Below are 26,905 nucleotides of genomic sequence, written 5' to 3' on the forward strand. Positions count from 1 at the left end.
CTTCGCGATGCGCCTTAAGCCGCGGCCTGCCCGAGCGCGGTGACGATGGTATCGACGACGTCCTCGACCAGGATGCGATCCTCGCCCTCGCCCATGACGCGGATCACCGGCTCGGTGCCGGAGGAGCGGATCAGCAGACGGCCGTGGCCGTTGAGCCGCTGCTCGCCGTCGGAGATCGCCGATTTGACGTCGGAATTGTCGAGCGGCTTGCCGCCCTTGTGGCGGACGTTCTTCAGGATCTGCGGCAGCGGATCGAAGCGGTGGCAGACTTCCGACACCGGCCGGCGCAGCTTCTGCACCACGGCAAGCACCTGCAATGCGGCAACGAAGCCGTCGCCGGTGGTGGCGTAATCGGACAGGATGATGTGGCCGGACTGCTCGCCACCGAGATTGTAGCCGCCGTTCAGCATCTGCTCGAGCACGTAGCGATCGCCGACCGGCGTGCGCACGAGATCGAGCCCCTGCGCATTGAGGAAGCGCTCGAGGCCGAGGTTCGACATCACGGTGGCGACGATGCCCGATCGCGACAGCCGGCCGTCTTCCTTCCAGCTCTGCGCGATCACCGCGAGCAGCTGGTCGCCGTCAACGATGTGGCCGCGCTCGTCGACCAGAATGACGCGGTCGGCGTCACCGTCGAGTGCGATGCCGATGTCGGCACGCATCTCGCGCACCTTCTTCGACAGCGCTTCCGGCGAGGTGGAGCCGCATTCCTTGTTGATGTTGAAGCCGTCCGGCTCGACGCCGATCGGGATCACGTCGGCGCCCAGCTCCCACAGCGCTTCCGGCACCACCTTGTAGGCGGCGCCATTGGCGCAATCGACCACGACGCGCAGGCCGTCGAGCGACAGATCGCGCGGCAGCGTGCGCTTGGCGAATTCGATGTAGCGATCATGCACGCCGTCGATACGGCGGGCGCGGCCGAGACTGGCGCTCTGGGCGAGACGCTTGTCGATGGGCTCGTCGAGCAGCTGCTCGATCTGCTTCTCGACATCGTCGGAGAGCTTGAAGCCCTGCGGGCCGAACAGCTTGATGCCGTTGTCCTCGAACAGATTGTGCGAGGCGGAAATCATCACGCCGAGATCGGCGCGCATCGACTTGGTCAGCATCGCGACCGCCGGCGTCGGCATCGGGCCGACCAGCAGCACATCCATGCCGACCGAGGTGAAGCCCGCCACCATCGCGTATTCGATCATGTAGCCGGACAGGCGGGTGTCCTTGCCGATCACGACCCTGTGGCGATGGTCACCGCGCTGAAACGCGAGGCCTGCGGCCTGGCCGACCTTGAGCGCGAGCTCCGGCGTGATCAGTCCGTTGGCGCGGCCCCGAATCCCGTCCGTCCCGAAATATTTGCGGCTCATATCGTCCCCCACGCAACAACCAGGGATCCCCAATACAACCTCCGGGTGCCCAAGCGGGACCCGCATCCCTGATTTGCTGAGTTCTTATAAAGCCATCGCAGCTAACTTGGCTTCAAAAAATATGATGAATCATTACGGAACCGGGGGTGCCCGGGCTCCGATAACGTCCTGTTAACATTATATTTCCGGCCAGGTCGCCGGAACAGGCCGGAACCCGCGCTAGTCCGAGCGCTTCACATGGCCGTCCCCGCGGCTCGGCGCCGGCTGGGTGACATTGACGGGATCGGAGCCCGGAAAGGTCTCTTCCAGACCTTCCTCCAGCGCCTCCTCAAGATCATGCTTCTCCTTGATCTCTTCCGGCGTCGGTCCGGTGTGCGGCCTGGTCATGGCGCCCTCCTCTTCAAAACGATTTGCAAACGATTTGGCTGTGCATCCAACCATGCTAGATGACCCCTCGATCTTCCGATGCAAGCCTCTTCCGCTACAAGACTTCCGATGCAGACTCTTCCGATACAATCCGGGCCGGGGAAACGTTCATGAAGCACATCACCTGTATCGACGATCTTCGCACACTGCATCAGCGCCGCGTGCCGAAGGCGTTTTTCGATTATTGCGACCGCGGCTCCTACGCCGAGGAAACGCTGCGCGCCAACCGCGATGACATGCAGGCAATCAAGTTCCGCCAGCGCATCCTGGTCGACGTCTCCAAACGCGACACTTCCACCACGATCCTCGGCGAGCCCTCGACCATGCCGCTGATACTCGCGCCGGTGGGCCTACTCGGCATGCAGCATGGCGATGGCGAGATCCATGCCTGCCGCGCCGCGCAAGCCGCCGGTATCCCGTTCACGCAGTCGACCATGTCGATCTGCTCGATCGAGGACATCGCGGCCAGTGTCGAGAAGCCGTTCTGGTTCCAGCTCTACGTGATGAAGGACCGCGGCTTCATCAAGGAATTGATCCAGCGCGCGATCGCGGCGAAATGCTCCGCGCTGGTGCTGACAGTCGATCTCCAGGTCATCGGCCAGCGCCACGCCGACATCAAGAACGGCATGACGGTTCCGCCGGAATGGTCGCTCTCGAAGCTGATCGACTTTGCCACCAAGCCGACCTGGGTGTCGGGCGTGCTCCAGGGCAAGCGCCGCACCTTCGGCAACATCGCCGGCCATGTGAAGAACACCGGGGACCTCAATCGCCTCGCGGAGTGGACGGCGTCGCAGTTCGACACATCGTTGAACTGGAAAGACGTCGAGTGGGTCCGCAGCATCTGGCCGGGCAAGCTGATCATCAAGGGCATTCTGGACGTCGAGGACGCCGAGGAAGCCGCCAAGACCGGCGCGCAGGCTCTCGTCGTCTCGAACCACGGCGGCCGTCAGCTCGACGGCGCGCCGTCATCGATCGAGGTGCTGCCCGAGATCGCCGAGGCGGTCGGTGACAGGATGGAGATCATGTTCGACGGTGGCATCCGCTCCGGCCAGGACGTGATGCGCGCGCTCGCGCTCGGTGCAAAGTCCTGCATGATCGGCCGCGCCTACGCCTATGGCCTCGGCGCCGGCGGCCAGGCCGGCGTCGCCAAGGCGATCGACATTATCCAGAAAGAGCTGCTCACCACCATGGGCCTGTGCGGCGTCAACAAGATTGACGAGATTGACGAACATATCATCGCGATGTGACCGTCGTAGTGTGGCGAAAAACAGCCGCTTCTAACTCAGCCGTCGTCCCGGCGAAGGCCGGGACCCATAGCCACAGCGAGTAATTTGGCGAAGATCGGTAGTTATTCAGCCTTCGCGCGGTACTGAGACCTGCGCCCAACGATAGATCACGCGGTATGGGTCCCGGCCTTCGGCGGGACGACACTGAAGATGTCGCCGCAGCAGCACACCTCACATCGGCGGCGTCACCCCATCCCTGCCGACATTCACCCGGTTGGCTTCCAGCGAACCATCGTCCTTCTTCACCGCACCGAAAATGATCAGCTTGGCGCCGGGCTTGAGCTCGGATTTGTCGCTGGCGACGAAGGTGACGATCGGCGTGTCCGGGGGCACCACGACTTTCTTCTCACCGTCCTTGTACTTGACCGTGATGTTCTGGCCGTCGGTGCCCTTCACCGTCTGCGCCACGGTGGCGTTGGTCATGGTCGAATTGGCGCGCGCGTCCCAGGGACGAAAACCTTCGGCCGCGCCGCGCTGGTTCTCAGGGAAGATGTGCACCGCGATTGCCTTCTGGGTGCCGTCGGGCTCCGGCAGGCCGGTAACGCCGATATAGGAACCGTCCTTGATCTCCGATAACGACGTCTTCACCACCGCAAAGACGGCGACGTTGTCGGTCATGCGCACCTTCATGTCGCTGCCTTCGCGGGTCTTGATGCCGAGCGTGTTGCCGTCGACGCTCTCGATGGTGCCGCGGATGCGCACCGTCGGCGTCTGCTGCGCCAGGGCGGATGACGTGACGATGCAGGCGGCGAATGCGGCCACGCCAATGCGTGATATCCAGGTTCTCTTCGACATGTTGTTATCCTCTATTACATCGGCGGCGTCAGGCCGTCGCGGCCGACGCTGACGCGGTTGGTTTCGAACGAGCCGTCCGGCAGCTGCTTCATGAAGGCGATGACCTTGGCGCCGGCCTTCAGATCGGATTTGTCGCCGGGCACGAAGGTCACCACCGGCGTATTGTCGGCGACGAACACCTTCTTCTCGCCGTCCTTGTACTTGACCAGCAGCGTATGGCCGTCATTGCCGACGACGCTCTCCGACACGGTCGCATTGGTCATGCTGGAGTTGGGCTTGAGGTCGTAAGGTCGCGAGCCCTCGCCGGTGCCGCGCATGCTCTCCGGAAACACGTGGACCTCGACCGCGTTCGCGCCGCCGTCCGGTCCGGGCACGGTGGTGGCGCCGACGAAGGAGCCGGGCTTGATGTCGGCAAGTGAAATCCTGGTAATGCCTGACACGTTCACGTCGGAGGCGATGTGCAGCTTGACGTCCTCGCCGCCGCGCGCCTTGACCTGCATCGTGTCACCATTGACGCTTTCGATCGTGCCACGCACGCGCGTCGGCACCGGCGCCCTTTGCGCAAGTGCCGAGAGGGTCGAGACGGCCACCATCGCGACGGCGATGAGCGGACGTGTGAAAGTTGCACGTTGAACAGACATGATGGTCTCCGATTGTCCCTATCGCCCTTACGGACATAGAACTCCGGAGGTTACGCGCTATTCTTTCAAGTCTTTGTGAGATCAGCCTCGACCAGCGCACGCAGCTCGGCCGTGACCTGCGGCCGCTGGCCGAACCACAGCTCGAAGCCGCGGACCGCCTGATGCAGCAGCATGCCAAGCCCGTCGGCGGTCTTCAGTCCACGCGCCTTTGCGGCCGCCAGCAGCGGCGTCACCAGCGGGACATAGACGAGATCGGCGACGACAGCGCCATCCGGCAGGCGCGCCACTTCAATGTCGAGTGAAGGCTGACCGTGCATGCCGAGCGAGGTCGTGTTCACGAGAAGTTTTGCACGCGGCAGGATGTCGTCGATCCCCTCCCACGCAACAGGATGCACCTTCGGCCCGAACTGGCTTGCAAGCATCTCGGCCCGGGCGATGGTGCGGTTGGCGAGATGCACGCAGCTGATGCCGCGTTCGAGCAGCCCGAACACGATGGCCCGCGCGGAGCCGCCGGCGCCCAGCACCAGCGCCTCGCTGGCTGCGTCCCAGCCGGGCGCGCTGGCATCGAGATTGCCGATAAAGCCCTCGACGTCGGTGTTGGTCGAGCGCAGCTCGCCATCCGCAAACCACAGCGTGTTGGCCGCCCCCACCGCCTGCGCGCGGGCATCGGGCGTCGAGAGCTCAAGCACGCGCTCCTTGTGCGGGATGGTGACGTTGGCGCCGACGAAGCCGCGCAGCGACAGCCGCAGCACGAAATCGCGCAAATTATCGGGTGGAACCGCCTCGATGACATAGCCGCCCTCGATCTCGAGCGTGCGCAGCCAGTAACGATGGATCAGCGGCGAGCGCGAATGCGCGGCCGGCCATCCGATCAGACAGGCTGCGGGAGCCTTGGTCACGGTCGTCCTCCCCTGGGGTCGTTTCGGAGGCGATCCATTTCGCGTCCCGCAGGCCCTGTCAAGCGCGCGGGCCGTCTCGGGAGAGGCTCGACGTCAGGTCGTGCCTGTCTCACCAGCTGCGGGGTGCGCCGCGCCGCCCTTGATGTCGGCCACCGCACGCGCGATGGTCTCGCGATAGCGCGCGCGTGGCGGCGTGACGCCATGGGTGAGCAGCGCGCGGCGAACCGTTGGCGATGCCCCCGTGATGAACAGCCGGATGCCCTGCCGGTGGGCCTTGGCGGCGACGCGGCCGAGCACGTTGGCCGCGGTCGAATCCAGGAACGGCACCGCGGCGAAATCGACCACAAAACCCTTGCGCTTGTCGGCGATGCCGTCGAGCACGCTGCCGATCGCCGAGGCCGCGCCGAAGAAGAACGCGCCGGTGATGCGATAGACCAGCACGTCGCGATCGACCGCGAGCGCGGGGTCGTAAGGCACGCGCTCGCCATTTTCGTCGTCGGGACGATCGGCGGCCACCATCGGCGAACCTTCCTCGATGCCGGTCATTTCCGCCATGCGATGGATGAACAGGACCGCGCCAAGCGCGAAGCCGACCAAAATGCCTTCGGTCAGATCGCGGAAGATGGTGAGCAGGAAAGTTGCGAGCAGCACGACGGCATCGCCCCATGACGAGCGCAGGAGCGTCGCGAATTCGTGCTTCTCCGCCATAGTCCAGGCCACGACGACGAGCACGGCGGCGAGCGCGGCCAGCGGGATGTAGCTCGCGAGCGGCGCTGCGATCAGCATGAACAGCAGCAGGAAGACCGAATGCAGCATACCCGCGAGCGGCCCCCGCGCGCCGGCGCGGATGTTGGTCGCGGTACGCGCGATCAGCCCCGTGACGCAGATGCCGCCGAACAGCGCCGAGCCGACATTGGCGGCGCCTTGCGCCACCAGCTCGCAATTGGAGCGGTGACGGCGCCCGGTCATGCCGTCGGCCACCACCGCCGACAGCAGCGATTCGATGGCGGCGAGCAGCGCGAAGGAGATCGCATCCGGCAGCACGGCGGTCGCCTTCGCAAGCGAGAACGCGGGCAAGGCCGGCGAAGGCAGTTCGCGCGGAATGCCGCCGAAGCGCGATCCGACGGTCTCGACCGGCAGCGACAGCACGGCACATGCGACCGCCGCGAGCACGACCGCGATCAGAATGCCCGGCCAGGACGGACGCCAGCGTCGCAGGCCGGCGATGATGGCAATGCTCACGATCGCGACCGCCAAGGCCGACGGATTGACGGTGTGCAGGCCCCCCGCAAGCGCGACGAGTTTCGGGACGAATTCGCTCGGCTCCTTCGCCACCAGCGTGATCCCGCCGAGATCGCGCAGCTGGCTCGCGAAGATGATGACGGCGATGCCGGCCGTGAAGCCGACCGTCACCGGGTACGGAATGAACTTGATATAGGTGCCGATCCGCAGGAAGCCCGCAGCGATCAGGAACAGGCCCGCCATCAGCGTGGCCAGGATCACGCCGTCGACTCCGTGACGGTCGGCGGTCGCCGCAACCAGCACAATGAAGGCGCCGGCGGGACCGCCGATCTGGAACCGGCTGCCGCCGAGCAGTGACGCAATGAAGCCGCCGACAACAGCGGTGTAGAGTCCGCGATCCGGCGTCACGCCCGAGGCGATCGCGATCGCCATCGACAGCGGCAACGCGACGATCGCGACCGTGAGGCCCGCGAACACATCGGCGCGGAAATCCGATAGGCCATAGCCCTCGCGCCATACGGTGACGAGCTTTGGCAGATAGAGTTCGGTAAAGGTCGGCCGACGAAGCTGGTGCAGCTTGCCTGCGTGTTCGCCTGTGATGCTCATTTCAGCAAATTGCTCCGCTGCCCACAACGCTTCGATGCATCGTGCGGCCGCGTAGCGGGGCGCGACGGTGCGTTAGTTAAGACTGCTTCCGAGCACGATCATTGCGGGATCATGCTCCCACTCGCCGCGGCGGCCCTGGCTGCTTGAGCCGAACGCCACGTCCGCCGCCTTCGCTGCGCGCCTGTTCGCCGATCAGCTCGACGCCGGCCCGATCAAAGGCTTCGACCACCTTCATCAAGGTCTCGACCACGCCGCGGACGTTGCCGGTGCTCGCCTCCATCCGCTGAATGGTCGGCAGCGAAACGCCTGCGAGCTCCGCCAAGGCTCTCTGGTCAATGCCAAGCAGCGCGCGCGCTGCCCGCATCTGGAACGACGTGATCACCTTGGCCTCACGTTTCAGCCTTTATAAGTGACATCTGAAGCATGTACAATGATGTAAAATACATCAACTAAGGCCGAACGCAAGGGGAAGTTCGCCGTGCAAGCCACCCCCTCCACCGTCATTGCGAGCGCAGCGACTTGTCCGCCGAAGCTTTAGCGAAGGCGGAAGCAATCCAGTCTTTCCGCGCAGGAATTCTGGATTGCTTCGTCGCTTCGCTCCTCGCAATGACGGTGGAGGGGGTGGCTGAGTCCAACCTTCGCCACGCCCGGGGTGACAGCCCCTCACCCCACCCTCTCCCCGTAGAGAACGGGGAGAGGTGTGGGAGAGCGGTTGCTTCCCTTACTTCGGCAGACCGATCACGCCGCGTGCTGATGCGCTGCGATGATCTGGTCGGCGGCGCGCCCCGTGACTTCGGCCATGTGGTCGAACTGGCGGGTGAAGCTGCCGGCGCCTGCCGTGGCCGAGCGCAGTTCGACGATCAACTCGCCAATCTCGGCTTCCGGCATCATGGCGCGGACGCAGTCCCATCCGCTCCAGCCGTCGCGGGTGTCGAAGCCGAGGATCTGGCCGCGCCGCGCCGACAGGATCGCGTTGATCTTGGCGGTGGCGTCGGTCGGGCAGACGATCTCGACCACGTGGATCGGCTCCAGCAGCACCGACTGGCATTGCGGCAGGCCTTCGTTGAGCCCGACCCGCGCCGCCGTGCGGAAGGCGAGGTCGGAGGAATCGACGCTATGATAGGAGCCGTCGGTCAGCGTCACCTGCAAATCGGTGACCGGGAAACCGAGCGGGCCGCGTGCGAGCCCGTCGACGACCCCCTCTTCCACCGCGCCGATGTAGTTGCGCGGCACCGCGCCGCCGACCACCTTCTCGGCGAACTTGAAGCCATCGCCGCGCGGCAGCGGCCTGATGTCGAGCACGACATCGCCGAACTGGCCATGGCCGCCGGACTGCTTCTTGTGGCGGCCGCGCTGGACGATCGGCTTGCGGATGGTTTCCTGATAACCGATCGCGGGGGGATGCGAGGCGACCTTGACGCCGAAACGGTCGCGCAGCCGCTCGCTCGCGACGCGCAAGTGCATCTCGCCCTGCCCCCACAGCACGGTGTCGTGGGTCTGGGCGTTCATCACGAAGACGAGCGAGGGATCCTCCTCGTGCAGTCGCATCAGCGCCTGGCCGAGCTTGACGTCGTCCTTGCGGTCAGTAGCCGCAACCGAGATCGCGAGCACCGGCGGAGTGGGCTCGCCGGCGGCGAGCGCTGCTGGCTGGGTCTTGCCGTTCGAGACCGTGTCGCCGGTCTTGATCGGGTCGAGCTTGGCGAGCGCTATCGTGTCGCCGGCTTCCGCCGCGGCACGCTTGGTATCGTAGGCCCCGGTGACGGCGAGGATGCCGGAGATGCGGCTCGCCCCGCCGGAGGAGGATTGCAGGGTGGCACCGTCGTCGAGATGACCGGCGAGCATCCGCGTCAGCGACAGCTTACCGCCGTGCTGCGAATGCAGCGTCTTGAAAACGAAGCCGAGGGCGTCCCTGGTCTCGGGAACGCCGAGACGCTTTGCGGTCTCCGCGATACCGGGCGCCTCGTGGCGCAACGCTTTCATCAAACGCAGCACGCCGTTTTCGCGTGCGGCGGCGCCGAGCAGCACGGGGCAGATCAGCCCGTCACGCAATTCCCGCGCGAGATCATCGAACACGGCATCGCGCGGCGGCTGGATGTCCTCGAGCAGCTGCTCCATCAGCGCATCGTCGTGATCGGCGAGCTTCTCCAGCATCGAGAAGCGGGCCTCCTTCTCGCGATCGAGATCGCCGCCTTGGAGCGCGACCACTTCGGAGGCCTTGTGCTCGCGGTAAATGAACGCGCGCTCCAGCGCGAGATCGACGAAGCCCTCGATCAGCTCGTCCTTCCAGATCGGGATCTGGCGCAGCACCAGCGGCACGCGCGAGGCGGGCTGGAGCATCTCGAGCGTCTCGCGGATGCGCTTGTTGGCGCGGTCGATCTTGTTGAGGAACAGGAAGCGCGGGATCTTCAGCTCCTCCAGCTCGCGCAGAATGATCTGAAGCTGCGGCAGCTTCTTCTCGTCGGCTTCGCAGACCACGATTGCGGCGTCGACCGCAGGCAGCGCGGCGCGCATGTCGTGGGCAAATTCGACGGAACCGGGACAATCGAGAAAGGTGTAGCTGTCACCCATGAAACTCGTGGTGACGGCAGTCAGCCCGACGGTCATCTTGTGATGACGGGCCTCTGGCGTGGCGTCGCCGACGGAGGTTCCGGCGTCGACGCTGCCGGCGCGCGGGATTGCGCCCGTTCGCGCCAGGATGGCTTCGAGAAGTGTGGTTTTACCGCTTTGGAAAGGGCCCACCAGCGCGATGCACCGTGGACCTCGGGGACTTCTGACGTCCTGTCCCATTCGCCGCCTCCTTGGTGTGGAGCTCGGCCCATGATTGGGTCGGCAAACGCCGATGCTCTGCCCGTCCCCGAGATTTGGCAAGCATCAAACGTCGCTGCGGTGCGTCGTTGCCGGAATCGCGTCGGAGCGACGCGATTCGCACACGGGAGTTGTTAACGGCCCGGGCGGAGTTCCAGGCTCTCGAGGCCGGCGGCGACGTTGAGGCCGACCTGGCCCTGCACGCTGAGCGGCTGGAGCGCGATCGAATTGTTGGAGCCGCCGATCAGCACGTTGCCGCCGAGGCCGACGCCGACCGAGGCACTGCCCTGCGCGCCGGCATAGGTGCCGGCGAGGTCGCCCGGTCCGAGCCGGTTCACCGGCGCGAACACGCCCCAGGCGAGTGCCGTTTCCTGGGTGATGCCAATGTCGAGGCCGACCTTGCGGATGGTCGCGACGTAACGGTCGTCCGGCAAACCATCGACGCGCAGCACGCAGCCGAGATGGGTCACCGATCCCACGATGAAGCCCACGCTGGCGCCGCCGCGGCATTCGAGCACGCCCACCTGCACCATCCGCGACTGCGCGCTGGCGCCCGCGACGGAGGCAACGAGGCTCGCAACGGCAAGGAGGAGTGAACGGCGCATGAAGATCTCCGGCGATGAATGTGATGCGAGCATGGAGGCGCGGCACACGCCACGCGATGGTCTATGCCACAACAGTTCCGGTGGCGCCAGATCGCGCAGACTTGAAAGAAAAAGGGCCCGCGTTGCGCGGGCCCTTTGATGTCACATCAGGTCTGCGAGCTCAGCGCAGATTGCCGCAGAAGCGCTGGATTCGCTTGCAGGCGTCTTCGAGGTCCGAGGTCTTGGTCGCGTAGGAGATGCGGAATGCCGGGCCGAGGCCGAAGGCCGAACCCTGCACCACGGCGACGCCTTCGGTCTCCAGCAGTTCGGTGACGAATGTCTCGTCATTGTCGATCACCTTGCCGGACGGCGCGGTCTTGCCGATCGTGCCGGCGCAGGACGGATAGACGTAGAAGGCGCCTTCGGGACGCGGGCACTCGATGCCCTTGGCCTGGTTGAGCATGGAGACGACGAGGTCGCGGCGCTCCTTGAAGACCTTGTTGTTGGCGGGGATGAAGTCCTGCGGACCGTTCAGCGCCTCAACGGCGGCCCATTGCGCAATCGACGACGGGTTCGAGGTCGACTGCGACTGGATCGTCGACATCGCCTTGATCAGCTGCGCCGGCCCGCCGGCATAGCCGATGCGCCAACCGGTCATGCAATAGGCCTTCGACACGCCGTTCACGGTGAGCGTGCGGTCGTAGAGTTTCGGCTCGACCTGCGCGACCGTTGTGAATTGGAAGTCGTCATAGACGAGATGCTCGTACATGTCGTCGGTCATGACCCAGACGTGGGGATGCTTGACCAGCACGTCGGTGAGCGCCTTCAGCTCGGTCCTGGTGTAGGCGGCTCCCGTCGGGTTCGACGGCGAGCACAGGATCACCCATTTGGTCTTCGGCGTGATCGCGCGCTCGAGCGCTTCGGCCTGGAGCTTGAAACCGGTCGCGGCGGTGCAGACAACCGGCACCGGCTCGCCGCCGGCGAGCGCCACCATCTCGGGATAGCTGACCCAGTACGGCGCGGGGATGATCACCTCGTCGCCCGGATTGATGGTCGCCATCAGCGCGTTGTAGAGCACCTGCTTGCCGCCGGTGCCGACGATGATCTGGTTCGCCTTGTAGACGACGCCGTTCTCGCGCTGAAACTTGGCGATGATGGCGTCCTTCAACTCGGGAATGCCGTCGACCGCGGTGTACTTGGTCTTGCCGGCTTCGATGGCGTGGATCGCGGCCAGCTTGATGTTGGCGGGCGTGTCGAAGTCGGGCTCGCCGGCGCCTAAGCCGATGACGTTGCGGCCCGCCGCTTTCAGCGCACGTGCTTTATCCGTGACCGCGATGGTCGCGGACGGCTTCACACGGTCGAGCGCAGCGGCAAGGAAGGACATCGTCATCTCCTGACAAGCGTCGTGAACCCTTTGGCTTCACGACTCCGATTGTGGGAATGAGCCACCCTAAAACGAGTGCCGTTGCGCCGCAAGAAACTTCGGCCCGATCTCGGAAAAGTTTACGTGTCTGGCGCGCATCAAGCCGCGATTTCTCGCAATATTCCGCAACTTTGCGGGGCAAATCCCGCATATCCGACAAGGCGTGTCCTCGGAGCAATTTTGGCGCCTTCGAGGGCCATGAAACGAGAACGTCGTCATGCCCGGGCCTGTCCCGCCTTCGGCTCGCCGAAGCCGCTCCGGCGAGGCGAAGGCCCGGGCATCCACGTTCTTCGTGCCGTGTGCAGCGCGTAGATGGCCGGGACAAGCCCGGCCATGACGATGCGGAAGCTTCAGTGCCAAAACGCGGCCGCCGTTTCTCGCACACGATCGCGTCGAGCAACGCACTTGCGCGTTGACGCAAGCGTGAACTGAGTTGGATGGTCGCACGGAAATGATCTTCCGCCGCATTGCAATGCGGTAGGGTTTTCGAGTTTTTCTATTGGCCGGCTCTTGCGGCGGATTCGCATCGGCATCATTGTTTAGCCGCGTTGCGGGGCAACAAGCGCCGCGCCCTCCCGTCTTCCGGAATCATCCTCAGAATGTACAAGCTCTATTCGATGCAGCGCTCGGGCAACAGCTACAAGGTCCGCCTTGCGTTGGCGCTGCTGAACTTGCCTTACGAAGCGGTCGAGGTGGACATTCTGCGCGGCGAGAGCCGCACCCCGGACTTCCTGGCCAAGAACCCATCCGGTCAGGTGCCGCTTCTCGAGGTCGGCGACGATCGCTATCTCGCCGAATCCAACGCCATCCTCTGGTATGTCGCCGTCGGCACGCCGCTCGCACCGGAGAACCGCATCGATCGCGCCGACGCGCTGCAATGGATGTTCTTCGAGCAGCACGCGCTGGAGCCGAACATCGGCGCGGCCTATTTCTGGCTGTCGCTGGTGAGGGGCGGCCGCGACCTCCAGACTCATTCGCTGGAAGACTGGATGGAGCGCGGCTATGGCGCGCTCCAGGTGATGGAGAATCACCTCAAGACCAACGCCTATTTCGCCGCCCGCCAGCTCACGGTCGCCGACATCGCGCTGTACGGCTACACCCACCTCGCCGACCGCTGCGACTTCGACCTCTCGACCTTCCCGGCGATCCGGGACTGGCTGAAGCGCGTGGAAGCGGCCCCCGGCTTCGTCGCAATGGACTGGCGGCCGGCCAACATCGAGGACCCCGCCAGCATCGCCGCGGGCGCTTGACAGCGCGCAGTGCTCTGCGAATAGCGGGCACAAGGGCCATCATTGCCGCAATCTCGCCGTTTTCGCTCGATTGGCCGCCGCAATATTGCCGATTGGAACAGTGAAATTGTTCGATGTCGCGGGTGATTCGCTCGCGCGTTGAAGGATTTAGACCATGATTCGGGCGTCCGGCACGGCAGGCTTTCAGGGCCCACCCGCTACCGTTTCGTCTTCCAGGCTGACCAACGCGGTCGCGGCCTCGCTCGCCGTGGCCGCGCTCTCGCTGTGCTTGATCGTCACCCTGACGGTGCTGTCGACCAAGGCGACCATGGCGATGGGCCTGCCGGTCTGATTCCCGCTTCATCCTGGACCCGCCTTCAAGGCGCCGCGTGGCCCGCGCCGACCGGCATCGCGACAGGACGTCGATGAAATCACCTGTGCTAGTCGTTGCAATCACCCTGACCGCGGCCATCCTCGTCGCGGCATCGCTGTTGATCTTCGTCGGCACGCGCAAGGGCCAGGGGACGTCGACGCTGAATGCGCCCGCGCTGCAACAGCGTCTCAAGCACGCGCATTTGGTCTAAAATCATCCGAAAGCTTTGCGCGTGAACCAAAGCGCACCTTAAGCACACCGCGCGAAACCGCATCGCAATGGCGCAATATTCGGTCAGTGTTGCCGCCTTACCTCGTCCAGGGAGGAGCGAGACAGGCCCATGCGGTTGGGATGGCGTGCGATCTCCGGTCCGGCGCTGACGGCAGCGACTTTGCTGCTGACGATGTTTTTCGATCGCTTCGTCCCCGCTCCCTCGCCCGCGCCGCTGCTCGTCTGTATCGTGGCGCTCGCCGGCGCGCTCTCTGGTCCCGCGTCCGCCGTCGCCAGCGTAGCCATCGCCGTCACTGGCGCGGCACTGCTGCTCCTCAGCCGGCACGGCGTTTCAGGTCTTACCACGGCGGATATGATCCAGCTCGGCTTCCTGGCCGCGACGGCCGCGGGCACCGCAGGCATCACCGGCCTGATGCGCCAGCGGCTGCTCGGCACGTTTGCCGCCGAGCGGCGGAGCCACGCCACCGCAGGGCGGCTATCGGCCGCGCTCGACCAGGTCGATATCGGCATCGTGCTGCTCGATGCCGAGACGCGCGCCGAATTCATCAACCGGGCGTTCCGCGATTATTTTGCGGTGCCGGACGACATCGCCGACGGCAAGCCGCCGTTCATCGCGCTGATGTATCATGGCCGCGACACCGGCGCGTTCGAATTGCCCGAGGACGAGCTTGGTACCTTCATCGCACAGCGCATGGAGATGGTGCGGATCGGCGATGCCACGCCGATCAACATCGCATTGCGCAATGGCGAGGTGTTGCGCTTCGTCTGTGCCACGCTGCCCGATGGCGGGCGCATGCTGAGCTACACGCCGGTGACCGACCTCGTGCGCCACACCGATGCGCCGTCCCGTGCCGACTACTACCGCTCGCTGCGCGACCCCGCGGGTCGCAAGCTGATCCGGTATCTGCGCGTCGCGGAGTGATGCCCGATTGATCAGCACGTCCATCATCACGTATGAAGGACGCCTCATCGCTCCCGGGAATTCATATGTCGCTCACCATTCGCTCCGTCACGAGGCAGGACTACGAACAATGGCTGCCGTTGTGGGACGGCTACAACGCCTTCTACGGCCGCTCCGGACCGACCGCGCTCTCGCCCGAAATCACGCGTGTGACATGGCAGCGCTTTTTCGATGCCTATGAGCCGGTGCACGGATTGGTCGCCGAGAGCGACGGCCGCCTGCTCGGGATGACAAATTATCTGTTTCACCGCAGCACCACCGCGATCGAGCCGTCCTGCTATCTGCAGGACCTGTTCACGACCGAGGCGGCACGCGGCAAGGGTGTCGGCTCGGCGCTGATCCACGGCGTCTACGAGCGCGCGAAGCTCGCGGGCTCCCCGCGCGTCTATTGGCAGACGCACGAGACCAACGTCACGGCGCAGCGCCTGTACGACAAGGTCGCCGAGCGTTCCGGGTTCATCGTCTATCGCAAGATCTTCTGATCCTCGCGATCGGGAGGCCTGTGGATAACTCTGCCTGTCACCCGCGCGTAACATAGCGGGACTAGGCTGCAGCTGCGTCTGGTCAGCCCCCCGTCACCGATCAAGCGCCCCAAAGCGGTCCCCGTCAGTCGCCGCGTCTGACAGGGGCCGCATTTTTTTGTCGGCAATTCCTTGTCGGCAGCTCCTTGTCAGCATGGCAGCAACGCGGCGCGCCGCTTGCTGCGGCGGCGCACCGCAGTCACAATACGGTCCTGCCATCTCCGACAGGGATCTCCCATGGAAATTCGCAATCTCGGCGCCTCCGGCCTGCGCGTGTCTGCGGTCGGCCTCGGCTGCAACAATTTCGGCCAGCGCACGGATTTGGAGACCTCGCGCAAGGTAATCCATCGCGCGCTCGATCTCGGCATCACGCTGTTCGACACCGCCGACATCTATGCCGGCATGGGCGGTTCGGAAACGGTGCTGGGCACCGTGCTGGGCGACCGCCGCAAGGACATCGTGCTCGCCACCAAGTTTTCCAAGCCGATGGCGACCGACGGAACCAAACAGGGCGCTTCGCGCCGCTACATCATGAACGCAGTCGAGGCGAGCCTGACGCGGCTCAAGACGGACTACATCGATCTCTATCAGCAGCACGATTACGACCCGCTGACGCCGATGGAGGAGACGCTGCGCGCGCTCGACGATCTCGTCCGTCAGGGCAAGGTGCGCTACATCGGCAATTCCAATTTCCCGGCCTGGCGCTTGGCGGAGGCCGAATTCACGGCGCGTGCGATGAATGTCAGCCGCTTCGTCTCCTGCCAGGACGAATACAGCCTGCTGGTGCGCGACATCGAAAAGGACCTGCTGCCGGCCGCACAGGAGTACAAGCTCGGCCTCCTGCCGTTCTTCCCGCTCGCAAGCGGGCTCCTCACCGGCAAGTACCAGCGCGGCGCGGTCGCCCCAAGCGATACGCGCTTCGGCAAGGTACCGGCGTTACGCGACCGCTACGTCACCCCGCGAAACGAGGACATCGTCGACAAGCTCGCGGCATTCACGAAAGCCCGCGGGCACAGCATGCTTGAGCTCGCCTTTTCCTGGCTCGCCGCGCGCCCGCAAGTATCGAGCGTGATCGCCGGCGCCACCCGCGTCGAGCAGGTCGAGGAGAACGTGAAGGCGATTGCGTGGAAGCTCGGAGCGGATGATCTCGCCGAGATCGACAAGATCACGCTGGGCTGATCTTTTGGGGCGTGGCGCGCTACTTGGCGCCGTGTCCGACCGTCTGGATGACCTCAAAGCCCTCGAACTGGGGATGGCCGAGATAGGTCGGCTTGGTGTCGCCGGCCCGCGCATGCGCGGCACGAAAAGCATCCGATTTGGTCCAGGCCTCGAAGGCCGCATGGTTCGCCCACACCGTGTGCGAGGCATACAGCGTGTGGTCCTCGAGCTCGGGGCCGCGCAGCAGATGAAACTCGACGAAGCCCTGCACCTTGTCCAAATGAGTATCGCGCGAAAGCCAGACCTGCTCGAAGGCGGCCTCGGAGCCCTTGGCGACGCGAAAGCGGTTCATGGCGATGTACATGGGTGATGGTCTCCTGATGTTTGGCTGATCATGTCGTCATTCCGGGACGCGCCGCAAGGCGCGGGCCCGGAATCGCAGGTTAACTAACCAGCCCCTTCATCGGCCTTGCGCCCGCGCTGTCCGGAAACACCGTCTCGGCCAGCACGCGATCCGACAGGCCGAACTGTCCCTGCAGCACGCCCTTGATCACGGAGCGCAGATCGGTGGTGGGCTTGAGATCGCGGGCCTCGAAGAGGTTGGCGGGCTTGAGGCCGGGCCAGTCGGCGATGACGCGGCCGCCCTTCACCGCGCCGCCGGCGAGCAGCGCGACTGTTCCCGTGCCGTGATCGGTGCCGTCGGTGCCGTTGATGCGCGCGGTGCGGCCGAATTCGGTGGCGACCACCACGACGGTGTCGCGCCAGCGTTCGCCGAGGCCGCTTTCGAATTCGGCGAGCGCGCCGTCGAGCCCGCCGAGCAGGAAGGCGAGACGACCGACCGGCCCGCCTTCATTGGCGTGCGTGTCCCAGCCGTCGAACGCGAGCGCCGCGATGCGCGGGCCGTCGTCGGACGCCATCAGTTTTGCGGCGCCGCGCGCGACCTGCCGCATCTGCGCGACCGCATTGCCCGGCTTCGGCTTCATGTCGTCGCCGCTCGCGGCCTTCTCCAGCTGAAGGCCCTGCGACAGCACGGCCGCCAGCGCGGGATCGCGATGACGGTAGAGCTCGACCAGGCGCATCGCGGTGTCGTCATCGGCTTGCGGCAGCGCCACCGGCGCCCAGCCGACGGTCGGTGCATTGCCGCGCAGCACCAGCGGCGTGGTCGGGCCGACGGCAAGAGCACTCGACACCCGCTCGCCGCGCGGCAGCGCCTCCAGCGCGCGGTTGAGCCAGCCGGATTGCACGCGACCGGGCCCGGCATAGCCGCTTTCGAGCACGTCCTGGCCGTCGAAATGCGAACGGTCGCGATAAGGCGTCGCCACCGCGTGGATCACCGCGGCATGCTTGTCGCGATACATCCGTCCGAACTCAGGCATCGACGGATGCAGCGCAAAGAAAGCATCGAGCATGATGGCGGGATGCGCGCCGTCCGCCGTGAGCGCGATCGACCCGTGCAGGCCGGCATAATCGGGATCGCCGACCGGCGCGACGGTCGAGAGACCATCGAGCGCGCCGCGCAGGATCACCACGATCAGCCGGGGATCGCGACCGTCCGCCGCGCGGGCGAATTTCGGCAAATAAGCCCAGGCCGCGAACGACGCGCCGCCGAGCAGGAGGCCGCGGCGCGAGGTGATGAGCCGGTTCTCGACGCAGTCGATCATCATCATCTCCTCTGCATTTCCGGCGACATCAACAGCAGCGCCAGCGCCTGCTGCCGCGACTCCGCGCGCTCGATGGTGCGCCGTGTTTCGATCGAGGCCGCATCTGCTGCGGCAAATTCCAGCAGGTCGAGCGGGTCGATGTTGGGCCCGAGCCGCGCGCCCATTTGCGCGGCAATGTCGAGCCGGAGCTTGATGCCTTCGGGCGCAGCCCAGGCGGCGCTGGTATCAGCAAAACCATTCGGGCCGGCTGACGACCACAACGGCTGGCCCAGCAGATTGAGATTGTTGAGATAGGCGCCGGGATCCTCCGGCACGCGCGCGAGCAGCCGGCCGCTCGCGACCAGGAAATCATAGGGACTCCGCATCTTGGTCAGCGGCGCCTGCCACGCCTCGTCGGAATCAACCAGTGCCGTTGCGAGCGCCTTGAGATCGCCGTCGGTCTTGATGAAGACATCGCGCAATCGCGCCACCAGCGCCGGCGGCGGATCGTCGGCGACGAAATGTCGGACGAACTTTGTGGCGATGAAGTTCGCGGTCGAGGGATGGCGTGCGATGTCAGCGAGGGCGGCTTCGCCTTGCGCAAGGCCCGTCGGCTCGTAGGTCTTGCCGAGCAGCATTTGCGGCCCGGGCTGGTGCGCATTGACGTTGAACACGAAGGAGCCCGGCGCCCCCAGCTGTCCCTGCCGGCCGGCAAAGGTCCAGCCGGTGATGATGCGCGCGAGCGAGGTGACGTCGTCCTGCGTGTAGCCGCCACCGACGCCGAGCGTATGCAGCTCCATGATCTCGCGCGCGAGATTTTCGTTCAGCCCGCGTTTGCGGTTCTGGCCGGCGCGCGAGTCCGGTCCGAGCGATTGTTGGTTGTCGAGGAAGAAAAGCATCGCCGGATGCTGCTCCACCGCTTTCAGCATGTCGGCGAAACGCCCGAGCACGTGCGGCCTGATCGCCTCGCGTTCGAACGCGCCGGCCCATATCCGCGCCAGCTCGCCCTTGCTGGCGGAGATGCAGAAATGGTTGGACCAGAACACGACCAGGCGTTCGGTGAAGCCGCACTCGACCAGGGTCGCGCGCTGCAACCGCGCCAACGCCTCGGCGCGAAAGGTTTTTTGGACGACGTTGAGCGGCTGCGGGGCGGGTTTTGCGGCAGCCGGCGCGGCCGCGTTGGGCTGCATGGCGTCCGGCTTGGCCGTATTGTCGACTGGCTTGTTGTCAGCAGGCTTGTTGTTACCAGGCTTGGCCTCGGCCATCTGGCCGGCGATCTCGGTTGCGACGGCGTTCAGCGAGAGATTGCGGCGCAGTCCGGGCTTCTGATCGGCCGGCGCTTGCGGCAGTGCTTCGGTCGGCGCGCCGGCTTTGGCGGCGGCCTCGCGCGCCTGCTTGACCTGATCCTGATAGGCGAACACGGACTGCCCGAGCTGCGGCGTGGATTGCAGGCCCGGCGCCTCTAGCAGCACAGCGTTGGGGCGGGCGAGTTCCGCCTTCACGAAGCCGCGAGGATCGGAGGCCGCGTTGATGAGATCGCCGGATGCGCCGCCACGGGCGCCGAAGCCGAAACGGTTGAGCGCGACGAGCGCGGCTTGCGAATCGCGGGCCATCGATATGTCCTTCGCGTGCTGCCTATCGCTTTCCTGATACGTGCGCGAGGCATAATATACCGCAGCGGGAGATGAACCCGGCATGAAAATGACAGCCCAGCTTTTGCGCAAATCATGACAAATCCGCAAGACGTTTCCGTGCAGGAACCGCGCCGCCTCGCCTGCTCCCGCTGCGGCGCCGAGTTCGGCTGTGACCTCTCAGGCAATTGCTGGTGCGCGGAAGAAACGGCCCGTCTGCCGATGCCGGTCAAAGGCGAGGATTGCTTGTGCCGGGAATGCTTGCGCGAGGCGGCGGCGATGCGTAGCCCGGATGGAGCACAAGCGTAATCCTCCGCGTCGGCCTGGCGAAAGCCAGGACCCATTACCCCAGGGAGTTGTTTGGCGAAGACTGGTCGTTCGGGACGTCTACCGAACGCAATCGATAGATTCCGCGGTATGGGTCCTGGCTTTCGCCAGGACGACGCCGGGGAGAGCCGGCCGCGACAACTACACCGCATGCCCCGGTGATTTCCGCGCCATTCCGTCGAACGCATCCAGCAGCTTTTCGCGCCAGGCGTAGACCGGGTCGTCCGCTTCCAGCAGCTTGAACGGGCTCGTCACGCGGGCCCACTGAAAACCACCGAACACGATGTAGTCGGCATAGTTCGGTGCGGCGGCGCCGATGAAGGGCTGCTTCTTCAGGGCCTGCCGCATCGGCTCCAGCGATTTGCGGAAGGCGACCACGCCGGCATCGCGGCCCGACATCACCTCTTCCAGACTCTTGCCGAAACGCGCCTCGCGCGACTGGCGGAAATAGGCGGCGTCGACCTCGGCCAGATTCTTCGGAATGTCGGCGATGATCAGCGGAAAGATGCCGCCGACGATGGCAATGTCGCCCCAAGCATTTAGCATGCGCGCCATGGCGCGGCCGCCTTCGCCGCCGAACAGCGACGGACGGTCCGGAAACTTGTCTTCGAGATAGGTCGCGATCGCCCAGGAATCGACCACGGGCTGGTCGTGATGCAGCAGCACCGGCACCTTCTCCGAGCCGTGCGGCGCAATCGCGCTTTTCTCGGTGAAGCGCCAGGGCAGCGTTTCCGCCGAAAGGCCCTTGTGCGCCAGCGCCATCCGCGTGCGCCAGCAAAACGGGCTGAACGGTCGCGAGGCATCGGTGCCGACGAGTTCGAACAGTTTGAGCGACATGAAAGGGGTCTCCCGGTATTCCGTCATTGCGAGCGAAGCGAAGCCATCCAGGACTGCCGCCGCGGAACATTCTGGATTGCTTCGCTTGCGCTCGCAATGACGGATGTGGAGGGCTACCGCCCGTTCGTGCGCAGCAGCCTCTCGCCGTCCTCCGTCACCGCAATGACCAGCCCGAGGCCGGCAATCGTCTCGCGTGCGACATAGCCGCGGTCGGCGGCGTCTTCCCAAATGGTGAGGCGCGGGCACGAGGTCTTCCAGGTCGCGATCACCTCGGCATAGGCGCGCGGCTCGCGTGCGACCCATTCGACGAAGTCCAGCACCAGCGGATCGGCGTTCTCGCTCATTGCAAACCTCCCTTGTCGAAGGCTGCCAGCACGGGCGTGCGGACCAGCAACCAGCTGCCATAGGCGATGTAGTAGCAGGCGATGGCGGTGATCAGCTTCATCGACCAGGCCACGAATTGCTGGTCGGTCATGGCTTCGAGGATGCGCCGCGCCAGCGTGGTGCCGAGCATCGACGCTGCGATCGCGACGGCCGCGAGCACGGGATCGAGCGTCGCCGCCTGGTCGATCACGCCGCCGAAATAGATCAGCTTGGTGAAATGGCTGACGAGCTGGCACATCGCCTTGGTCGCCACCTTCTCGCGCCGGCCGAAATCGCCGCCGAGGAAGAAGGTGTCGAGCAGCGGCCCCGACACGCCGGTCATCAGCATGAGACCCATGCAGATCGTGCCGTAGACGGTGCCCTGCCAGAGACGGTCCGGATCCGGCTTGATGTTCGCGGGCAGCAGCCGCGCCATGAACGGGGTGATGCCGAGCAGCAGCAGCGCGACAGACTTGTCCGGCACATAGCGGGTGAGCGACCACGCCGCGAGCGCGATAGCCGCGCCGACCATATAGTTCGCGACCGGCCGCCAGCGGATATGCGCGCGCCAGAGAAAGGCGCGCCAACCGTTCGAGGCCATCTGCGTGATCGCATGCAACACCATCGCGGTCGGCAGCGGCATCAGGGCCAGCAGCACGCCGATCAGGATCAGCCCTCCCGCCATGCCGAACAGCCCCGACAGGAATGCGGTGCCGACCATCAGCAATCCAAGGGCAGCGATCATGATGGGAGTCACGTAAAAATCTCCGGTTGGCCTTCCCCCCGCTCGCGGCGAGAAGCGAAGGGGAACGTGCCCCGCTTGCCCCGTCTACGCAAACTGAGTTATCTTGGCCTGGCATCAGCTTTCCTGAGGGTCAGTCATTTGCGGCGCTTGCTGTTTCTCAACGGCATCAAGGCATTCGAGGCCGCCGCGCGGGCCGGCAGCTTTGCCGCGGCCGGCCTCGAGCTGAGCGTGTCGGCGGCCGCGGTCAGCCGCATGGTGCACATCCTGGAAGAACGGCTCGGCGTCGCGCTGTTCGAGCGCAAGGCCAACAAGCTGCTGCTCACGCAGGCGGGCCGCGCCTATCAAAGCGGGCTGACGCCGATCTTCGACGCGCTCGCAAGCCTCACCGCCCAGGTGACGGCGCCCTCGAGCGTCCGCGTGCTCACCATCGGCATCGGCCACACCTTTGCGATGCGCTGGCTGATCCCGCGCCTGTCGGAGTTTCGCAGCGAAGAGCCCGACATCGAGGTGCGCTTCACCACCGGCGGCGCGTCAGTGCCATTCGGCGAGGACTGGAGCTGCGGCATCCAGCTCGGGACCGGGGACTGGCCGGGGCTGGTGGCCGAGCCGCTGTTCGCCGGCGACCTCACACCGGTTTGCGTGCCCCGCCTCGCTTCCTCGCTGAAGCGCCCGGCCGATCTCAGGGGACCGAGCCTGATCCGCGTCGCGCATTCGCCCGAGGACTGGCCGATCTGGCTCAAGGCCGCGAACCTCGCGCGCATCAACGCGCGCGGGCCGGAGTTCCAGTTCTACGGCCAGGCGCTCCAGGCTGCCGCCGACGGGCTCGGCGTCGCCATGGGCATCCGGCCCTATATCGACGACGATCTCGCCGCCGGCCGATTGGTAGCGCCATTCGACCTCTCGGTGCCCAAGGGCATGCGCTGGTACCTGCTCTATCGCAGCTTCCAGACCGAGCAGCGCGACTTTGCCGCGTTCCGCCGCTGGATCATGCGCGCGGCGTCGGAACCTGCCGCCCGTCCGGTGAGGCGAACCGGCCGCACCGCCGCGCGGAACTGACGCTGCAACAGCCTTTTAGTCAAAAAAGCCCGCCGCTTGTGAACGGCTTCACATCCCAAAATGCGCAAACGTGGTCCCCTGACCCTCCAACAAGGCGCTCGAACAAGACATTTTGGGGACTGCAATGACGACCATCTACGACGGCTTTGACATCGAATCCTTCGAAGCTGGCAAGGGGCTGTGGCACGCCCGTATCCGGCGTGCCGATTTCAGCCCGGTTGCCATCGACGGCGTGCTGTTTCCGGCCATGGAAGTCGGCTTCGCCTGGCCCGATCCCGATGCCGCGATTGCCCATGCCAAGCATCACATCGATCGCTTCCGCCGGCGGGCCGACGACAGCGACGACGAATAAGCGAGCGGGACTGCAGGCGAACCAGGGAACGGCGCAGGGTCAAAGGGGGAAACCGGTCATGTCAGTCATCGAATTCGAAGACACGCCGCAGCCGAGGATTTACACCCGCAATGTGATGTCGAGCTGCCCGGAATGCGACGGCGATCTCACGGTGCTCCGCGTGATCGGCGGCCGTGCCGGATGCGAATATTGGGCCATGCGCTGCACCGATTGCGGCGGCATCCATCTCGACATCCTCGAGCCGCGCCAGGCGGCCGGGGACGACGAGGGCCCGCTGCCGGCGGCCTGATCGCAGATCCGGCAATCCGGGCCTGCTGCCAACCTGCTGTCAGCATGCTGACCTAGGAAGGGCATTCGCTCTTTATTGCGAGCCGGACTCGCCCCATATTCGGAGCATGGCGAAGAAACCTGCATCCCCCGAAAAATCCGGCAAATCCCCCAAGACCAAGGCTCCGAACGCCAAGGCACCAAATTCCAAAGCGCCAAGCTCCAAGGCGTCACGCCCGGACGTGCAGCCGATCGGGCCGGCGCTGGCCGAGTTGCTCAATCCCGCGATCAATCGCGGCGATGCCGGGCTCGGATCGGGCACCGGCCTGCAGCCGCCGCCGGACAATTCGCGCGACCGCCGCTCCGGGGGCGAGGCCGCCGCGCATCGCGCGCGCGCTTCGACGCCGAAGGAGTTTCCGCAGGACAATAACAGGCCGATGCCGCTGCGGCCCAATCCGCAGCCGCCGGGGGCCCGCAACGCGGGCTTCGACGAGGCGCCACAGGCCAATTACGGAACCGCGGCCACGATCCCGACGCTCGATCCGGAACTGGCGCGTCAGCTCGGACTTCCCACGGAAGAGGACGATGCCGAAGCCCTGGCGCGTCCGCCGCGCAGCAAGATGGAGGCGCTCGGCGTCAAGGCGACCGCGGACGCGCTGGAATCGCTGATCCGCGAGGGCCGGCCGGAGTTCCGCAAGGACGACGGCTCCACCAGGGTGTGGACCCCGCATCGGCCGCCGCGCCCGGAAAAGTCCGAAGGCGGCGTGCGCTTCGAGATCAAGTCGCACTACGAGCCGCGCGGCGACCAGCCGACCGCGATCGCCGAGCTGGTCGAGGGCATCAATCGCAACGACCGCTCGCAGGTGCTGCTCGGCGTCACCGGCTCCGGCAAGACCTACACCATGGCCAAGGTGATCGAGGCGACGCAGCGCCCCGCCATCATCCTGGCGCCGAACAAGACGCTCGCCGCCCAGCTCTATGGGGAGTTCAAGAGCTTCTTCCCCGACAACGCGGTCGAATATTTCGTCAGCTATTACGACTACTACCAGCCGGAAGCGTATGTCCCTCGCACCGACACCTACATAGAAAAGGACTCCTCGATCAACGAGCAGATCGACCGCATGCGCCACTCGGCGACGCGCGCGCTGCTCGAACGCGACGACGTCATCATCGTCGCCTCGGTGTCCTGCATCTACGGTATCGGCTCGGTCGAAACCTACACCGCGATGACCTTTGCCCTGAAGAAGGGCGAGCGCATCGACCAGCGCCAGCTGATCGCCGACCTCGTCGCCCTGCAATACAAGCGCACCCAGGCCGATTTTACCCGCGGCACATTTCGTGTGCGCGGCGATGTCATCGACATCTTCCCGGCGCACTATGAAGACCGCGCCTGGCGCGTGAACCTGTTCGGCGACACCATCGAGACCATCGAGGAGTTCGATCCGCTCACCGGCCACAAGCAGGACGAGCTCGAATTCATCAAGATGTACGCCAACTCGCACTATGTGACGCCGCGCCCGACGCTGGTGCAGGCAATCAAGTCGATCAAAGCCGAATTGAAGATGCGGCTCGACCAGCTCCACGACCAGGGCCGCTTGCTGGAAGCGCAGCGGCTGGAGCAACGCACCACCTTCGACCTCGAGATGATGGAGGCGACCGGAAGCTGCGCCGGCATCGAAAACTATTCGCGCTATCTCACGGGGCGCCTGCCCGGCGAGCCGCCGCCGACGCTGTTCGAATACGTGCCCGACAACGCGCTGGTGTTCGCCGACGAAAGCCACGTCACCGTTCCCCAGATCGGCGGCATGTTCCGTGGCGACTTCCGCCGCAAGGCGACGCTCGCCGAATATGGTTTCCGCCTGCCCTCCTGCATGGACAACCGCCCGCTGCGCTTCGAGGAATGGGACATGATGCGACCGCAGACGGTCGCAGTCTCGGCGACGCCCAGCGCCTGGGAGATCAACGAGAGCGGCGGCGTGTTCGTCGAGCAGGTGATCCGACCGACCGGACTTATTGACCCTCCCGTGAACATTCGCCCGGCCCGCACCCAGGTCGACGATCTCGTCGGCGAAGTCCGCGCCACCGCCCAGGCCGGCTATCGCTCGCTGATCACGGTGCTGACCAAGCGCATGGCGGAGGACCTCACCGAATATTTGCACGAACAGGGCATTCGCGTCCGCTACATGCACAGCGATATCGACACCATCGAACGCATCGAGATCATCCGCGATCTGCGCCTCGGCGCGTTCGACGCGCTAGTCGGCATCAATTTGCTGCGCGAAGGCCTCGACATTCCCGAATGCGCGCTGGTCGCGATCCTCGATGCCGACAAGGAAGGCTTCTTGCGCAGCGAGACCTCGCTGATCCAGACCATCGGCCGCGCGGCGCGCAACGTCGACGGCAAGGTGATCCTCTATGCCGACCAGATGACGGGATCGATGGAGCGCGCCATCGCCGAAACCGACCGGCGCCGCGAGAAGCAGGTCGAGTACAACACGGCGCACGGCATCACGCCGGAGAGCATCAAGAAGTCGATCGGCGACATCATGAACAGCGTCTACGAGCGCGATCATGTGCTGGTCGAGATCGGCGGCCACGACATGACCGACGACGTCATCTCGATCGGCCACAATTTCGAAGCCGTGCTCGGCGATCTCGAGACGAGGATGCGCGAGGCCGCCGCCGATCTGAACTTCGAGGAAGCCGCGCGCCTGCGCGACGAGGTCAAGCGCCTGCGCGCCACCGAACTCGCGGTGGTCGACGATCCCACCGTCAAGCAGCGCACCGTGCAGGGCAAAGCCGGCGCCTATGCGGGCGCGAAGAAATACGGCGATGCGGCGAATTTGCCGGTCAGCGCCATGAAGAAAAAGACCGTGAGCTCCGCGCTGAAGGCGAGCGGCGGCGGCAGCGGCTCGAAGGTGCACAAGCCGCATCTCGACGAGATGCACGGCCCGGAATCCCTGCCCTATCGCGCGGACCGCGCGCTGCCCACAAAGCCGTTCGGCGGCGAGAGCCGCATCATCCAGCCGACGGACTCGCGGCAGTCAGGTCCGGAGTTCGGGCCGGCGCCGCGGTCGAGCGGAGGGGCGCCGGGGCATAGAGGTGGGTGGAAGAAGAGGTAGAGGGCGCAGAGCGCCGGCGCCGCCCAT

The 26,905-nt window shown here is 65.4% G+C and carries 28 protein-coding genes; 12 read left to right on the plus strand and 16 right to left on the minus strand.

What is annotated here, in order from left to right; genetic code table 11:
* Positions 1–14: 14 nt before the first annotated feature.
* Both glmM and ABIB66_RS18490 read right to left on the minus strand, forming a co-directional pair.
* Positions 15–1,358: a phosphoglucosamine mutase gene (glmM, locus tag ABIB66_RS18485; protein ID WP_275172491.1), complete on the minus strand. Its 1,344-nt coding sequence runs from the start codon at positions 1,356–1,358 to the stop codon at positions 15–17.
* 219 nt (positions 1,359–1,577) lie between these two features.
* Positions 1,578–1,745 carry a hypothetical protein gene (locus tag ABIB66_RS18490; RefSeq protein ID WP_007596725.1) on the minus strand — a complete coding sequence of 56 codons (168 nt, stop codon included), beginning with the start codon at positions 1,743–1,745 and terminating at the stop codon, positions 1,578–1,580.
* 149 nt (positions 1,746–1,894) lie between these two features.
* Between ABIB66_RS18490 and ABIB66_RS18495 the strand changes: the two genes are divergently transcribed.
* Positions 1,895–3,031, plus strand: a complete 1,137-nt coding sequence (locus tag ABIB66_RS18495) for an alpha-hydroxy acid oxidase (protein WP_354208168.1) — start codon at positions 1,895–1,897, stop codon at positions 3,029–3,031.
* Positions 3,032–3,241: 210 nt separating this feature from the next.
* Here the strand turns inward: ABIB66_RS18495 and ABIB66_RS18500 are convergent, their stop codons facing one another.
* The 8 genes from ABIB66_RS18500 to ABIB66_RS18535 all read right to left on the minus strand — a co-directional run bounded on the left by ABIB66_RS18500 (position 3,242) and on the right by ABIB66_RS18535 (position 12,026).
* Positions 3,242–3,865, minus strand: a complete 624-nt coding sequence (locus ABIB66_RS18500; protein ID WP_354208170.1) for a single stranded DNA-binding domain-containing protein — start codon at positions 3,863–3,865, stop codon at positions 3,242–3,244.
* A gap of 14 nt (positions 3,866–3,879) precedes the next feature.
* Positions 3,880–4,506: a hypothetical protein gene (locus ABIB66_RS18505; protein ID WP_354208172.1), complete on the minus strand. Its 627-nt coding sequence runs from the start codon at positions 4,504–4,506 to the stop codon at positions 3,880–3,882.
* Between the two features lie 65 nt (positions 4,507–4,571).
* On the minus strand, positions 4,572–5,405 hold the full coding sequence (locus tag ABIB66_RS18510; protein WP_354208174.1) for a shikimate dehydrogenase: 834 nt from the start codon (positions 5,403–5,405) through the stop codon (positions 4,572–4,574).
* A gap of 93 nt (positions 5,406–5,498) precedes the next feature.
* Complete coding sequence (locus ABIB66_RS18515; RefSeq protein WP_354208176.1) at positions 5,499–7,253, minus strand: SulP family inorganic anion transporter; 1,755 nt, start codon at positions 7,251–7,253, stop codon at positions 5,499–5,501.
* Positions 7,254–7,362: 109 nt separating this feature from the next.
* Positions 7,363–7,635 (minus strand): helix-turn-helix domain-containing protein, encoded by a 273-nt coding sequence (locus ABIB66_RS18520; RefSeq protein ID WP_247353060.1) that lies wholly within the window; start codon positions 7,633–7,635, stop codon positions 7,363–7,365.
* Between the two features lie 356 nt (positions 7,636–7,991).
* Positions 7,992–10,040 (minus strand): elongation factor G, encoded by a 2,049-nt coding sequence (locus ABIB66_RS18525; RefSeq protein ID WP_354208178.1) that lies wholly within the window; start codon positions 10,038–10,040, stop codon positions 7,992–7,994.
* 152 nt (positions 10,041–10,192) lie between these two features.
* The gene (locus ABIB66_RS18530; protein WP_354208180.1) at positions 10,193–10,663 is read right to left on the minus strand and encodes a DUF992 domain-containing protein; all 471 of its coding nucleotides are present in this window, start codon (positions 10,661–10,663) and stop codon (positions 10,193–10,195) included.
* A gap of 160 nt (positions 10,664–10,823) precedes the next feature.
* Positions 10,824–12,026, minus strand: coding sequence for a pyridoxal phosphate-dependent aminotransferase (locus ABIB66_RS18535; protein ID WP_275172483.1), 1,203 nt, complete (start codon positions 12,024–12,026; stop codon positions 10,824–10,826).
* 638 nt (positions 12,027–12,664) lie between these two features.
* Between ABIB66_RS18535 and ABIB66_RS18540 the strand changes: the two genes are divergently transcribed.
* The 6 genes from ABIB66_RS18540 (at position 12,665) to ABIB66_RS18565 (ending at position 16,559) form a co-directional block, all read left to right on the plus strand.
* Positions 12,665–13,315 carry a glutathione S-transferase family protein gene (locus tag ABIB66_RS18540; RefSeq protein ID WP_354208183.1) on the plus strand — a complete coding sequence of 217 codons (651 nt, stop codon included), beginning with the start codon at positions 12,665–12,667 and terminating at the stop codon, positions 13,313–13,315.
* Between the two features lie 154 nt (positions 13,316–13,469).
* On the plus strand, positions 13,470–13,646 hold the full coding sequence (locus ABIB66_RS18545) for a hypothetical protein (RefSeq protein ID WP_007614766.1): 177 nt from the start codon (positions 13,470–13,472) through the stop codon (positions 13,644–13,646).
* A gap of 37 nt (positions 13,647–13,683) precedes the next feature.
* Positions 13,684–13,878, plus strand: a complete 195-nt coding sequence (locus ABIB66_RS18550) for a hypothetical protein (RefSeq protein ID WP_354208368.1) — start codon at positions 13,684–13,686, stop codon at positions 13,876–13,878.
* 129 nt (positions 13,879–14,007) lie between these two features.
* On the plus strand, positions 14,008–14,820 hold the full coding sequence (locus ABIB66_RS18555; RefSeq protein WP_354208185.1) for a PAS-domain containing protein: 813 nt from the start codon (positions 14,008–14,010) through the stop codon (positions 14,818–14,820).
* Between the two features lie 65 nt (positions 14,821–14,885).
* Positions 14,886–15,341 (plus strand): GNAT family N-acetyltransferase, encoded by a 456-nt coding sequence (locus ABIB66_RS18560; protein ID WP_354061610.1) that lies wholly within the window; start codon positions 14,886–14,888, stop codon positions 15,339–15,341.
* A gap of 276 nt (positions 15,342–15,617) precedes the next feature.
* The gene (locus ABIB66_RS18565; protein WP_354208187.1) at positions 15,618–16,559 is read left to right on the plus strand and encodes an aldo/keto reductase; all 942 of its coding nucleotides are present in this window, start codon (positions 15,618–15,620) and stop codon (positions 16,557–16,559) included.
* Positions 16,560–16,578: 19 nt separating this feature from the next.
* Here ABIB66_RS18565 and hmuQ read toward each other — a convergent pair whose 3' ends face one another.
* From hmuQ to ABIB66_RS18580, 3 genes are all read right to left on the minus strand, one after another.
* Entirely contained in the window at positions 16,579–16,902 is a 324-nt protein-coding gene (gene hmuQ, locus ABIB66_RS18570) for a heme-degrading protein HmuQ (RefSeq protein WP_354208189.1), read from the minus strand.
* A 79-nt stretch (positions 16,903–16,981) separates the two neighbouring features.
* Complete coding sequence (locus ABIB66_RS18575; RefSeq protein WP_354208191.1) at positions 16,982–18,199, minus strand: DUF1501 domain-containing protein; 1,218 nt, start codon at positions 18,197–18,199, stop codon at positions 16,982–16,984.
* Between the two features lie 2 nt (positions 18,200–18,201).
* The gene (locus tag ABIB66_RS18580) at positions 18,202–19,791 is read right to left on the minus strand and encodes a DUF1800 domain-containing protein (RefSeq protein ID WP_354208193.1); all 1,590 of its coding nucleotides are present in this window, start codon (positions 19,789–19,791) and stop codon (positions 18,202–18,204) included.
* A 114-nt stretch (positions 19,792–19,905) separates the two neighbouring features.
* Here ABIB66_RS18580 and ABIB66_RS18585 point away from each other — a divergent pair, with 114 nt between their 5' ends.
* Positions 19,906–20,118 carry a cysteine-rich CWC family protein gene (locus tag ABIB66_RS18585; RefSeq protein WP_354208195.1) on the plus strand — a complete coding sequence of 71 codons (213 nt, stop codon included), beginning with the start codon at positions 19,906–19,908 and terminating at the stop codon, positions 20,116–20,118.
* A 159-nt stretch (positions 20,119–20,277) separates the two neighbouring features.
* On the opposite strand, the gene ABIB66_RS18590 is transcribed toward ABIB66_RS18585, so the two are convergent.
* The 3 genes from ABIB66_RS18590 to ABIB66_RS18600 all read right to left on the minus strand — a co-directional run bounded on the left by ABIB66_RS18590 (position 20,278) and on the right by ABIB66_RS18600 (position 22,093).
* Positions 20,278–20,973 carry a glutathione S-transferase family protein gene (locus ABIB66_RS18590; RefSeq protein ID WP_354255175.1) on the minus strand — a complete coding sequence of 232 codons (696 nt, stop codon included), beginning with the start codon at positions 20,971–20,973 and terminating at the stop codon, positions 20,278–20,280.
* A gap of 113 nt (positions 20,974–21,086) precedes the next feature.
* Positions 21,087–21,317 (minus strand): hypothetical protein, encoded by a 231-nt coding sequence (locus ABIB66_RS18595; protein WP_354208199.1) that lies wholly within the window; start codon positions 21,315–21,317, stop codon positions 21,087–21,089.
* A complete protein-coding gene (locus ABIB66_RS18600; RefSeq protein WP_275172472.1) occupies positions 21,314–22,093 on the minus strand; it encodes a sulfite exporter TauE/SafE family protein in 780 nt (259 codons plus the stop codon). Before ABIB66_RS18600 ends, ABIB66_RS18595 begins: the two co-directional genes overlap by 4 nt.
* Before the next feature lie 126 nt (positions 22,094–22,219).
* On the opposite strand from ABIB66_RS18600, the gene ABIB66_RS18605 reads away from it, so the two are divergent.
* From ABIB66_RS18605 to uvrB, 4 genes are all read left to right on the plus strand, one after another.
* Complete coding sequence (locus ABIB66_RS18605; RefSeq protein ID WP_275172471.1) at positions 22,220–23,137, plus strand: LysR substrate-binding domain-containing protein; 918 nt, start codon at positions 22,220–22,222, stop codon at positions 23,135–23,137.
* A gap of 124 nt (positions 23,138–23,261) precedes the next feature.
* Entirely contained in the window at positions 23,262–23,489 is a 228-nt protein-coding gene (locus tag ABIB66_RS18610) for a hypothetical protein (RefSeq protein ID WP_275172470.1), read from the plus strand.
* A 58-nt stretch (positions 23,490–23,547) separates the two neighbouring features.
* Positions 23,548–23,778 (plus strand): hypothetical protein, encoded by a 231-nt coding sequence (locus tag ABIB66_RS18615; RefSeq protein WP_354208202.1) that lies wholly within the window; start codon positions 23,548–23,550, stop codon positions 23,776–23,778.
* A gap of 106 nt (positions 23,779–23,884) precedes the next feature.
* Positions 23,885–26,878, plus strand: coding sequence for an excinuclease ABC subunit UvrB (gene uvrB / locus ABIB66_RS18620; protein WP_354208204.1), 2,994 nt, complete (start codon positions 23,885–23,887; stop codon positions 26,876–26,878).
* Positions 26,879–26,905: the final 27 nt, after the last annotated feature.

This window comes from Bradyrhizobium sp. F1.13.3 (genome assembly GCF_040548265.1).
Classification (GTDB): domain Bacteria; phylum Pseudomonadota; class Alphaproteobacteria; order Rhizobiales; family Xanthobacteraceae; genus Bradyrhizobium.